We start from the raw sequence: 11,658 nt of genomic DNA, 5'->3' as shown, positions 1-11,658 counted from the left end.
ATAGACTCGCAGCGTGGCAGGGCGGATCAGGGATGAGGACATCGCGCTCGTACGGGAGCGGTCGCCGATCGCCGACGTCGTCGGCGAGCACATCCAGCTGCGCAACGCGGGCGGCGGCAACCTGAAGGGGCTGTGTCCCTTCCACGACGAGAAGTCGCCCTCGTTCAACGTCACCCCGGCCCGGGGCTACTACTACTGCTTCGGGTGCGCGGAGGGCGGCGACGTCATCACGTTCGTCCGCAAGATCGAGAACCTGACGTTCGGCGAGGCCGTCGAGCGGCTGGCCCGGCGCGCCGGGATCCAGCTCCGGTACGAGCAGGGCGGCTACGTGCCCGGCCGCGAGCAGGGGGAGCGGCGCCGCCTGATCGAGGCGCACCGGGCCGCAGCGGAGTTCTACGCCACCGGCCTCGCGGCGCCCGACGCCGCTCCCGGGCGGCGTTTCCTGTCCGAGCGGGGCTTCGAGCGGGTCGACGCCGAGCGCTTCGGGGTCGGTTACGCGCCGGCCGAGTGGGAGGCGCTGACCAGGCACCTCGTGGCCCGCGGGTTCACCCCCCAGGAACTGATCAAGGGCGGGCTCGCCAGGGAGGGCCGCCGGGGGCCGGTCGACCGGTTCCGCGGTCGTCTCGTCTGGCCGATCCGCGACATCACGGGCGACGTCATCGGGTTCGGCGCGCGCAAGCTGCTCGATTCCGACGACGGCCCCAAATATCTGAACACGCCGGAAACCCCGATCTATCACAAGAGCTCGGTGCTGTACGGCGTCGACCTCGCCAAGCGGGAGATCGCCCGGCGCTCCCAGGCGGTCGTCGTCGAGGGCTACACCGACGTGATGGCCTGCCATCTGGCCGGCGTGCCCACGGCGGTGGCCACCTGCGGCACGTCGTTCGGCGAGGAGCACATCAAGGTGCTGCGGCGGCTGCTGCTGGACCAGGCCGAGTTCCGCGGCGAAGTGATCTTCACGTTCGACGGCGACTCGGCCGGGCAGAAGGCCGCGCTGCGCGCGTTCCAGGACGAGCGTAAGTTCGTCACCCAGACGTTCGTCGCCGTCCAGCCCGACGGCCTCGACCCGTGCGATCTGCGGGTCAAGCAGGGCGACGCCGCCGTACGCGATCTCATCGCCCGCAGGGAGCCGCTGTTCGCCTTCGCGATCCGCAGCGTGCTCGCGCAGTACGACCTGAACACCAACGAGGGGCGTCTCGGTGCGCTGGACGCGGCCGCGCCGATCGTGGCCGCGATCAAGGACCCGGGGCTGCGCAAGACCTATGTGGTCGACCTCGATCGCTGGCTCGGGTTCATGGACGAGCGCTTCGTCATCCGGCGCATCCAGCAGGTGGCCGGGCGGGCGGCCGGACGGCCCCAGAGCAGGTCGGGCCGCCCGGCCGACGGGCCGGCCACGGGGACGCGGCGGGGAGCCCCCGCCGGCGCGACGCACGATCCCGCCGCGCGGCTGGAGGCGGAGGCGCTCAAGCTCGCCGTGCAGCGGCCGGCTCTCCTGGGGCCCGAGTTCGACGCGCTCGGGCCGGACACCTTCACGGTGCCAGAGCACATCGCGCTGCACGGGCTCATCGCGGCCGCCGGTGGAACCGTCGCCGGGGGGTCGGGCGGCCGGGAGTGGGTCGATCGTCTCCTCGCCCACGCCGCGTCCGCCGGGGCGTCCCCCGACGGAGCCGAGATCGACCTGGCGGCGCTGGTGACCCGGTTCGCCGTCGAGGCCCTGCGCGCCGACGTGAGCATCGAGGAACGGTACGGCGCCGCCGTACTGGCCAAGATCCAGGAGATCGCGGTGGGCCGGGCCATCAATCAGGTGAAGGCGCGGCTGCAGCGGCTCAACCCCGTCGAGCAGCAGCAGGACTACAACCGCCTCTTCGGGGAGCTGGTCGCTCTGGAACAGCAGCGACGGGTGTTGCGGGATCGCGCCGCCGGGGCGTGAGGGTTAGACCGGAATTAAGGACCATTTCCAGTTCTCCCCGCCGCCAAACATATCTCTGATATCGATTCGATATTGTTCACTGTCTTACCTTGAGTGACAAAAATAGGCCTGCCATTTTCCTGTGCCCATACCGCACACTGTGTTGCGTGGGTGCATCGGTGCTGCCAAGCAGGCCGCCATCGGTCGAACGACAGGTGGCGGACCTCGTCGCGAAGGGAAAGGAACGCGGCGGAAGCGTCACGATCGACGACGTCGCCGCCGCGCTCGATCGATCCGAGCTGCCTGCCGACGCGCTGGAACGCGTCGTACGCATGCTCGCTGAGAACGGGGTCGAGGTACGTGAACCTCAGGGGGACGAGGAGCCCAGCAGGCCCGACGATGAGGATGTCGGAAAGCGGGCGCCGACCAACGACCTGGTCAGGATCTACCTACGGGAGATCGGCAGGGTTCCGCTGCTCACGGCCGAGGACGAGGTGGAGCTCGCCAAGGCCATCGAGGCCGGGCTGTTCGCGGAGGACAAGCTCTGCGAGACCCCGGCCGCTCGGTTCCTCAGGCCGGAGCTGGAAGACCTCGTATGGGAGGGCGTCCGCGCCAAGCAGCGGCTCATCGAGGCCAACCTCCGGCTCGTGGTCTCGATCGCCAAACGCTACGTGGGGCGGGGAATGCTGTTCCTGGACCTGATCCAGGAAGGCAACCTCGGCCTCATCCGCGCGGTCGAGAAATTCGACTACACGAAGGGTTACAAGTTCTCGACATATGCCACGTGGTGGATTCGCCAGGCCATCACCCGCGCCATAGCCGATCAGGCGCGGACGATCCGGATTCCGGTTCACATGGTCGAAACGATCAATAAATTGGTCCGGGTGCAGCGTCAGCTCCATCAGGACCTCGGCCGGGAGCCGACCCCGGAGGAGATCGCCGCCGAGATGGACATGCACATCGACCGGGTGGTGGAGATCCAGCGCATCGCGCAGGAGCCCGTGTCGCTGCAGTCGCCGATCGGCGAGGAGGACTCCGATCTGGGCGACTTCATCGAGGACGCCGACGCGGTCGTCCCCATGGAGGCGGCCGCGTTCATCATGCTCCAGGACCAGCTCGACGACATCCTGGCCACGTTGTCGGAGCGGGAACAACGGATCATCCAACTCCGGTTCGGCCTGTCGGACGGCCATCCGCGGACGCTCGAGGAGGTCGGCAGGGAGTTCGGCGTGACACGCGAGCGCATCCGGCAGATCGAGTCCAAGACCCTGGCCAAGCTACGTCACCCCACCCGTGCCCAAATGCTCCGCGACTACCTGGACTGATCGCTCGGACGGCTCGACGGCATGGACCCGGGCCGACGCCCGATCGTTTCTCGGTTCCGCCGGATGAGGACCGGGAAACGAGGTGGCCGGTGACCAGGAACCCGCGACGTGCCATCGTGGCGGCCGGCCCGCGTCCCGGCGTCGAGGCGGTGCCGTCCCATGGCGCGGAGGACGGGAAAGGGGGTCCGCGCGGCGGGACGCCCGCCGTCGTGCCGTACCTGGCCGACATGCTCGATCCGCGATGGGCGGCCGGGTGGTCACCGCGGCGGAGGTGTTCGACGGAGATCCGGACGAGGTGGACGAGGAGGGCACCACGTGATGAAGACCGAGATGGGCCCGGCGACCGGCCACGACTGGCTGCGCGGCTATTCGCCCAGGCCCCGCGCCACCGTGCGGCTGATCTGCTTCCCGCACGCGGGGGGCAACGCCGCCTTCTTCCGGCCGTGGGCGTCCCTCCTGGCCGGCCATGTCGAGCTGCTCGCCGTCCAGTATCCCGGCCGCATGGACCGCGCCTCCGAGCCGCTGGTCCGGCGGATGACCGAGATGGCCGACCGCGCCGCGCTCGCCGTGGCACCGCTGGCCCGGCAGGGGCCGGTCGTGCTGTTCGGCCACAGCCTGGGTGCCTCGGTGGCGCACGAGGTCGCCCGCCGCCTGGCCGCAGGCGGGACGGGACCGGCCGCGCTCGTGGTCTCGGGGCGGCCGGCGCCGCACCGGCTGCGCGCCACCACCGTGCACCTGGCCGACGACGACACGCTGTGGGCGGAGACCGGCAGGCTCGGCGGCACCCAGGAGGACTTGCTCGGCAGCGCCCTGCTGCGGCACCTGTCGCTACCCGCGCTACGCGCCGACTACGAGGTCGCCGAGACCTATCGGCCCGGCCCGGCCGCACCGCTGCCGGCGCCGCTGCTCGCGTTCTACGGCGATCGCGACCCGGAGGTCGCCGAGGACGAGGCGCGGGACTGGTCGGCCTGGACGTCGTCCGGCTTCACGCTGACCGCCTTCCCCGGCGACCACTTCTATCTCGTCCCCGAGCGGGCCTCGGTGGTGAAGGCGATCACGGCGGGTGTGGCAGAGCTCGCTTCGTCTCCGGCCCCGGCTTCGGGTTAGCCTGCCGTTGGCAACGGTCGTCGTCTTGGGCGGTGTTCTGCTTGGCTGGCTCTCTGCGCTCCATCTTCGGTCTCCGCCGCCTGCCGCGGGAGGTCCGTACGGCACTGCCCGTCGAGCCGGGCGAACGTGTGATCAGTCATGCCCCGGCGGCCGACGGCGGTCATGTCGTGGCCACCACCGTGGCGCTGCATCTGCCCGGGGGCACGCGCCTGCCCTGGCATCTGATGGACCGGGCGTCCTGGGACGAGGCGGGCGCAGCGGAGATCACCATGACCGACGGCGCGGTCCACATGGTGCGGCTGCCGGAGCCGGGCACGCTGCCCGAGGTGATCCGCGAACGGGTGACCGCGACGATCCTGGCGAGCAGGCACGTCCCCCTCGACGCGCGCGGGGGAGTGCGGCTCGTCGCACGCAGGATTCCCGGCCGCGACACGCCGCGCTGGGATTTCGTCTTCGATCCCGGGCTGGACCCGGCGGACCCGGGACTGCGCGCCCTGACGGAGCTGGCCTTGGAGGATGTGCGCAACAGCCTGGGCATCTGACCGCGGAAGGCCGGTCGGCGGGGTTCGCGCTCCGGAGGGACGGGCGGCCGGACGGGTCAGGTGGTCCTGTCGGCCCCGGTGGTGTGGCCGGCCCCGGCGGTGGAATCCGGCCCGGTGCCGGGCCAGCCCGTGGCGACGCCGATCCGCTCGGTCTCCCACGGGTCATGCCTGCGCAGGAAGGGCACCCGGTCCACCATCTTCGCCGCCTGCGCGCCCACCAATCCGGCCGCCTCCTGCACGGTCGGGCTGTCCGCCACCCGCTGCGCCATGCGCTTGATCTGCTCATAGCGCTCGCGACCGGCCCGCGTGCCGAGGACGTAACCGACGGTCAGCCCGGCGGCGAACATCATCTTGTACCGCATCTTCCACCTCCGCGCTCGTGTGCCGCCCTTCTACCCCGAGGGCTCGCGACTATCCAACAGCAATCAATGTGACAGACACCCCCCCGAGTGCGCTAATCTAGTTCTGCGCCGCACGGGAAGGCCGAAAGGCCGGAACGGGATCGCTCCTTCGGGGCGGTCGGCAGCGCAGCACGATCCCGTGTAGCTCAACCGGCAGAGCAGCCGGCTGTTAACCGGCAGGTTATAGGTTCGAGTCCTATCGCGGGAGCGATGAACCCCCGCCCATCGGGCGGGGGTTTCGCTTTTCCGGCCGTTTTCCGGCCGGGGCGCGTCGCCGGCCCGTCGTCCGTCAGGCGAGACGGCGGGCACCGGCGGCGGGTGTCGCGGTGAAGAACGTCGGCGCCGCCCAGCCGCGCTCGGCGTAGGCCCGCCCCACCTGGTCCCTGACCTGGTCGACGCGGTCCTCGGCGACGAGGGCGATGGCCGACCCGCCGAAGCCGCCGCCGGTCATCCTGGCTCCCCGGGCCCCGCCCCTGATCGCCGCCTCCACGGCCACGTCGAGCTCCGGGCACGACACCTCGAACTGGTCGCGCAGCGACAGGTGCGAGGCGTTCAGCAGCGCGCCGATCTCCGATACCGCACCCGCGCGCAGCAGCCCGATCACCGCCTCCACCCGGTGGTTCTCGGTCACGACGTGCTGCGTCCTGGCGCGTTCCGTCCCGGTCAGCTCGCTCAGCGCCGCGGCGAGATCGGTGACGTCACGCAGCGCGGTCACGCCCAGGCGCTTGGCGGCGTTCTCGCACTCCTGCCGGCGTCTGGCGTACTGCCCGTCGGCCAGCTCGTGGTGCACCCCGGTGTTGATGATCAGCAGCCGAAGGCCGTGCGCCGCCAGGTCGAGCGGGATCGGCCGGCTCGCCAGCGACCGGCAGTCGAGGAACAGTGCGTGCCCCTCCCGTCCGAGTGCCGAGGCCGCCTGGTCCATGATCCCGCACGGCATGCCGACGAAGTCGTTCTCCGCCCGCCGCCCGATCCCGGCCAGCTCCATCCGCCCGGCGTCCGATTCCGCCAGGCCCAGGCCGTACAGGCCGTCGAGGGCGAGCGCGGTGGCGACCTCCAGCGCGGCGCTCGACGACAGGCCGGCGCCGCGCGGGACGTCACCGTCGACCACGATGTCGGCGCCGCCGACGGGCAGGCCCGTGCCGGCCATGACCCAGAACACCCCGGCCGGGTAGCGGGCCCACCCGCGGGCCCCTTCGAGGCCGGCGCCGAGATCGCCGAGGACCTGGGCGTCCCCCGGCTCCTGCAGGGACGAGAGCCGTACGACCCCGTCCGTACGCGGGCGGGCCGCCAGTGTGACGCCCCACGGCACCGCGAACGGCAGGACGAAGCCGTCGTTGTAGTCGGTGTGCTCGCCGATCAGGTTGACCCTGCCGGGCGCGTGCCAGATGCCGGTGGGTTCGCCGTCGTAGGCATCCCGGAAGGCATCCACAACGCGCATAACCGCACACTCCCCAACAAGTTCGACCGTCCCGCGTAGGTTAGCGGTTTCCGGCCGGCATCGCCCGCTCGTTGGGGACGCAGTGGGTCATCTTGAGTCCCGTGACGTCGCGCGGGCCGTTCTTGCCGAGATTGGCGAGTCGCAGCCGGTCCTCCTCGGTCAGGTTCTGGTCCGGGAGCGGGCCGAGATGCCCGACGTCGCCCGGCGTGATGCCGACGCCCTCGCCGACGCGCAGCCCGAGATCGTCCTCGACCAGCAGCAGATGCCAGACCATGCGCTCGGCGACCGGCCGGGTACACCGCGACAGCGCTGTGGCGAGGTTCTCCACCAGGTCGTCGCGCTCCCACTGCTCCATGAGCAGGTAACGCTGGCCCGGCTGCTTGTAGTCGTTGGTACGCGGGATGCGGCCGCGGGTGAGCCGCCCGGAGATGACAGGCCCGTACTCGAGAGGCACGGAGCTGTCCGCCTCCCGGAGCCCGCCGGTGAGCGACGGCTCGTAGTTGACGTGCGGGTCGTCCCCGGCCCGGTCGATGTAGTAGGTCATCGGCGCGTCCCGCTGGTTGGTGCGCACCTCCGCGTTCCTGGCCTGGTTGACCGGCAGCTGCAGATAGTTGGGCCCCACGCGATAGCGCTGGGTGTCGCTGTAGGAGAAGGTCCGCCCGACCAGCATCTTGTCCTCGGAGAAGTCCAGCCCGTCGACGAGGACGCCGGTGCCGAACGCGATCTGCTCGTTGTCCGCGAAGTTGTCGCTCAGCGTGCGGTCGAGCACCATCCGCCCGACGGGCAGCGCCGGGAAGTCGTTCTCCGGCCAGACCTTCGTGTCGTCCAGCGGGTCGAAGTCCAGCTCGGGATGCTCGTCGTCGCTCATCATCTGAACGAGCAGCTCCCACTCCGGGTGGTCACCCCGCTCGATCGCCGCGTACAGGTCCCTGGTGGCGTGTCCCAGGTCGTGGGCCTGCACCCGGGCGGCGTCCTCGGCGGTCATGCTGCGCACGCCCTGCTTGGGCATCCAGTGATACTTCACCAGCAGGGTCTCGCCCCGGGCGTTCACCCACCGGTAGGTGTTGACGCCGAACCCCTGCATGTACCGGTAGCCGGCGGGGATGCCCCGGGGGCTGAACAGGTTCACGATCATGTGCAGGCTCTCGGGCATCTGCGAGATGAAGTCGAAGATCCGGCCGGGCTCCTGACGGAAGGTGACCGGATCGGGCTTGAACGCGTGGATCAGGTCGGGGAACTTGATGGCGTCCCGGATGAAGAACACCGCCAGGTCGTTGCCCACGAGATCCCAGTTGCCGGCCTCGGTGTAGAACTTCACCGCGAACCCGCGCGGGTCGCGGGCGCTCTCGGAGGACTCCCGTCCGCCGATGACGGTGGAGAACCGTACGGCGACGTCGGTCCTGTGACCGGCCTCCTGCAGGAGGCCGGCGCGGGTGAACCGGGAGATCGGCTCGTCGCCCCACCTGCCGTACGTCTCGAAGAACCCGAAGGCCGTCGTGCCACGCGCGTGCACGACCCGTTCCGGGATGCGCTCCCGGTCGAAGTGACTGATCTTCTCCAGGAACTGGTAGTTCTCCAACGTCGCGGGACCCCTTGGGCCGACGGTGCGCTGGTTCTGGTTGTCGTAGACCGGGTGCCCCTGGCGATTCGTCAACGTCGGACGCTCGTCCCCAGGCCGCGGTCCCATGCTCGAGGTCATCAGGACCGCTCCTCTCCTGTTGTGATCGTTTAGGGTGATTGGTTGTGTTTTACGACCCCTTATCCGTTTTCTGATCGGCTATTCGGCTCAATCATTCAAGTTTCGGAACGCTTCGCTGATCGTCCGTGGTCACCCGCGTGGCTCGCCGCGGTAGGTGCCGAACGACCAGTGGTTGCCCTCCGGATCGCGTACGACGAAGTCGCGGGAGCCGTAGTCGGTGTCCGCAGGTTCCCTGACGACCGCCGCTCCCGCCGCGGTCGCCCTGGCGAAGATCCCGTCTGGGTCGTCGGTGACGACGTAGGCGCCCGCGGCGAGGACGAGTGGATCGTGCAATGTGATGACCACAGTCAGGTGCGGCGAGGGCAGCCCGCGGTGCAGCCGCGGCGGCACGCCCGCCTCGCGATAGCCGATGTACCAGGTGATCAGCGGGCGCGGCGCGGGCGCGGGCCGCCGCCGGACGAACTCGGCTCCCTCGGGTGCCGCCATGACCCCAGTGTCGCCGACCGGCCTCCCATCACGAGTCTTGACAAAACTTGCCGCCTGGGTGGAATGTCCGGTCAAGTGCCGGAAAATGCCAAGGGTGGGCAGAGCGCGTTCGAGGGCCGGCGAGGGGACGCCGGTCCGGGCGTGATCACTGAGCTTCGCCACCCGGCCCTGCTTTCCGCCGAGACCCACCACCGCGAGGAGCGCAATCATGGATGCCGTGACAGAGCAGGTCACCAGGCTGCCGCTGATCGGCGACCGGGCTCCGGACTTCGAGGCCGAGACCACCCACGGGCCGGTCCGGCTCAGCGACTACGCCGGCTGCTGGCTGGTGCTTTTCAGCCATCCCGCGGACTTCACCCCCGTGTGCACCACCGAGTTCGCCGCCTTCGTCGATCTCGCCGACGATTTCGCCGAGCGGAACGTGTCGCTGCTGGGCAACTCGATCGACTCGGTGCACAGTCATCTCGCCTGGATACGCAACATCAAGGAAAGACTCGGCATCGACATCACGTTCCCGATCATCGCGGACATCGACGCCAGGGTCTCCCGGGCGTACGGCATGCTCCATCCGAACACCTCGCGGACCGCGACGATCCGGGCCGTTTTCGTGATCGACCCGAATTCCGTGGTCCGCGCCATGCTCTACTACCCGATGAACGCGGGCCGGATGGTCCCGGAGATCCTCAGATTGGTGGACGCGTTGCAGACGGCGGACCGGGACGGGGTCGCCTGCCCGGCCAACTGGCAGCCGGGCGACGACGTGCTCCTCGGTGCGCCGCGGACCCAGTCCGAGGTCGAGGCCCGCCTCGCCGACGACAGCGTCGAGCTCACCGACTGGTATCTCGCCAAGGTCCCCGGCCGTCCCGTCTGAGCGGCCCGTCACGCATGCGCGGCGCCCGCGCGTACGGGAGCCGGGGCGGGGTCCCGATCACGCGCCTGGCCGAGGGGCCGGTGCAGGGCCTGGTCGAGGTCGGCGATCAGGTCCTCGGGGTCCTCCAGCCCGATGGAGAGCCGCACCAGGCCGGGAGACGGACGCGCCTCGGCCGCGACGGGCCGATGCGTCAGCGCCGCGGGATGCTGGATCAGCGAGTCGACCCCGCCGAGGGACACCGCGTGGGTGAACAGGCCGACCCCCGAGGTGAGGCGCCCGGCCTGGTCGAGGCCGCCGCGGAGCTCCACCGAGATCATCGCCCCGGGGCCCTTCATCTGCCGGCCGAGCAGCCCGCCGGGGTCGCCGCCGAGCTCGGGATAGTGGACCCGGGAGACGCTCGGGTGGGTGCTCAGCCACGCCGCGACGCGCCGGGCGTTCTCCTGCTGCGCGCGTACCCGGATCGGGAGCGTGGCGAGGCCGCGGTGCAGGAGGTAGGCGCCGAGCGGATGGAGCAGGGCCCCGGTGACGGCGCGGACCCGGCGCAGCGCGGCGGCCGTCTCCTGGTCGCAGGCGATGACGCCGGCGATGACGTCGCCGTGCCCGCCGAGATACTTGGTCGCGCTGTGCAGGACCATCGAGGCGCCGAAAGCGGCCGGGTTCTGCAGGATCGGGGTGGCGAACGTGTTGTCCACGAGAACGGGGACACCCCGGGCGGCCGCGACGACGGCGCCGATGTCGACCAGCTCGAGTGTCGGGTTGGCCGGGGTCTCCAGGACGACCAGCGCCGTGTCCGGGCGGAGCGCGGCGGCGACGCCTTCGGCCGTACAGAACGTCGTCTCAGCGCCGAGCATCCCCGAGGCCAGCAGGTGATCGGTCCCGCCGTAGAGGGGCCGGACCGCGACGATGTGACCCCGGCCGCTCTCCCGCGTCGTCGCGAGGATCGCCGCGGTCATCGCCGCCATCCCCGATGAGAAGGCCACGGCGGTCTCGGTGTGCTCCATCCGCGCCAGCGCGGACTCGAACCTCGCCACGGTCGGGTTCCACAGGCGTCCGTAGACGGCGCCGCCCTCCGCGTGCGGCACGCCTCCGCCGGCCATCGCCTCGTAGGAGAGGCCGCCGGTCTCGATGCCGGGCAGCGGATTGGTGGACGAGAGATCGATGGGAAGCGCGTGGACGCCGAGCTCCACGAGATCCTCGCGACCGGCGTGGACGGCGACGGAGTCGATCCGCAGACGACGTGAAATCATGCCCGAACAATGGGCGGATCCACCGTGATTTTCAATAGGACTTGTGAAAACCGGCGTGGACGGCCAGGATCGGTGAAGATCCAGCGAAAAGGGGGGTCATGTCCGACCGCCGGCCGAAGAAACCGCAACCAGCACCGGCGGCCCTGGACGGCACCGATCTGGCCATCCTCGCCGCGCTGGCGGAGGACGGCCGGATGACCAACGCCGCGCTCGCCGCCCGGGTGGGGGTGGCCGAGTCCACCTGCGCGTACCGGGTGCGTGCGCTCATGCGCTCGGGCGTCGTCGAGAGCGTCCGGGCCCGGCTCGATCTCGGCGCGCTGGGCCACCCGATCCAGGCGATCATCAAGGTCCGGCTGGGCAGCCACAACCGCGAGCACGTGCGCAGCCTGTACGACAGGCTGGTCATGGTGCCGGGGGTGCTGTCCGTCCTCCATGTGGGCGGCGACGACGACTTCCTCCTGCACGTGGCCGTGCCGGCCCCGGAGAGCCTCCGGGATCTCATCCTGGAGCACGTGACCATCTATCCGGTGGTGAGCAGGACCGAGACTCAGCTGGTCTTCGAGGTACGCGAAGGCCGCGGCGTACTGCCCGGGTGACTCGGTCAGCCGGACGACCCGATCTTCCCGGCGTCCG

11 protein-coding genes and 1 tRNA gene are annotated in these 11,658 nt (G+C 70.4%); 7 read left to right on the top strand and 5 right to left on the bottom strand.

Annotated features, from left to right (window positions below; genetic code table 11):
• The first annotated feature begins 13 nt into the window (after positions 1-13).
• The 4 genes from dnaG (at position 14) to ACQP1K_RS20075 (ending at position 4,883) form a co-directional block, all read left to right on the top strand.
• The gene (gene dnaG, locus ACQP1K_RS20090; RefSeq protein ID WP_433497249.1) at positions 14-1,930 is read left to right on the top strand and encodes a DNA primase; all 1,917 of its coding nucleotides are present in this window, start codon (positions 14-16) and stop codon (positions 1,928-1,930) included.
• Between the two features lie 158 nt (positions 1,931-2,088).
• Positions 2,089-3,234, top strand: coding sequence for an RNA polymerase sigma factor RpoD (rpoD, locus tag ACQP1K_RS20085; RefSeq protein ID WP_433501595.1), 1,146 nt, complete (start codon positions 2,089-2,091; stop codon positions 3,232-3,234).
• Positions 3,235-3,552: 318 nt separating this feature from the next.
• Complete coding sequence (locus ACQP1K_RS20080) at positions 3,553-4,341, top strand: thioesterase II family protein (protein ID WP_433501594.1); 789 nt, start codon at positions 3,553-3,555, stop codon at positions 4,339-4,341.
• Positions 4,342-4,382: 41 nt separating this feature from the next.
• Positions 4,383-4,883, top strand: a complete 501-nt coding sequence (locus tag ACQP1K_RS20075) for a hypothetical protein (RefSeq protein ID WP_433497248.1) — start codon at positions 4,383-4,385, stop codon at positions 4,881-4,883.
• Between the two features lie 56 nt (positions 4,884-4,939).
• Here the strand turns inward: ACQP1K_RS20075 and ACQP1K_RS20070 are convergent, their stop codons facing one another.
• On the bottom strand, positions 4,940-5,245 hold the full coding sequence (locus ACQP1K_RS20070) for a YtxH domain-containing protein (protein WP_433497247.1): 306 nt from the start codon (positions 5,243-5,245) through the stop codon (positions 4,940-4,942).
• Positions 5,246-5,419: 174 nt separating this feature from the next.
• Between ACQP1K_RS20070 and ACQP1K_RS20065 the strand changes: the two genes are divergently transcribed.
• A tRNA-Asn gene (locus tag ACQP1K_RS20065) sits at positions 5,420-5,492 on the top strand.
• An 81-nt stretch (positions 5,493-5,573) separates the two neighbouring features.
• Here ACQP1K_RS20065 and galK read toward each other — a convergent pair.
• From galK to ACQP1K_RS20050, 3 genes are all read right to left on the bottom strand, one after another.
• Positions 5,574-6,722 carry a galactokinase gene (gene galK / locus ACQP1K_RS20060; RefSeq protein ID WP_433497246.1) on the bottom strand — a complete coding sequence of 383 codons (1,149 nt, stop codon included), beginning with the start codon at positions 6,720-6,722 and terminating at the stop codon, positions 5,574-5,576.
• Between the two features lie 40 nt (positions 6,723-6,762).
• Complete coding sequence (locus ACQP1K_RS20055) at positions 6,763-8,421, bottom strand: catalase (RefSeq protein ID WP_433497245.1); 1,659 nt, start codon at positions 8,419-8,421, stop codon at positions 6,763-6,765.
• Positions 8,422-8,550: 129 nt separating this feature from the next.
• Positions 8,551-8,907, bottom strand: a complete 357-nt coding sequence (locus ACQP1K_RS20050) for a VOC family protein (protein ID WP_433497244.1) — start codon at positions 8,905-8,907, stop codon at positions 8,551-8,553.
• Positions 8,908-9,115: 208 nt separating this feature from the next.
• Here ACQP1K_RS20050 and ACQP1K_RS20045 point away from each other — a divergent pair, with 208 nt between their 5' ends.
• The gene (locus tag ACQP1K_RS20045) at positions 9,116-9,778 is read left to right on the top strand and encodes a peroxiredoxin (protein ID WP_433497243.1); all 663 of its coding nucleotides are present in this window, start codon (positions 9,116-9,118) and stop codon (positions 9,776-9,778) included.
• A gap of 8 nt (positions 9,779-9,786) precedes the next feature.
• Here ACQP1K_RS20045 and ACQP1K_RS20040 read toward each other — a convergent pair whose 3' ends face one another.
• A complete protein-coding gene (locus ACQP1K_RS20040) occupies positions 9,787-11,025 on the bottom strand; it encodes a trans-sulfuration enzyme family protein (protein WP_433497242.1) in 1,239 nt (412 codons plus the stop codon).
• Positions 11,026-11,123: 98 nt separating this feature from the next.
• Here ACQP1K_RS20040 and ACQP1K_RS20035 point away from each other — a divergent pair, with 98 nt between their 5' ends.
• Positions 11,124-11,621, top strand: a complete 498-nt coding sequence (locus ACQP1K_RS20035) for an Lrp/AsnC family transcriptional regulator (RefSeq protein WP_433497241.1) — start codon at positions 11,124-11,126, stop codon at positions 11,619-11,621.
• The last annotated feature ends 37 nt before the right edge of the window (positions 11,622-11,658 follow it).

This window comes from Sphaerimonospora sp. CA-214678 (assembly GCF_050942215.1).
Taxonomy (GTDB): Bacteria; Actinomycetota; Actinomycetes; order Streptosporangiales; family Streptosporangiaceae; genus Sphaerimonospora.
This window is presented reverse-complemented; position numbering and strand designations above follow the sequence as displayed.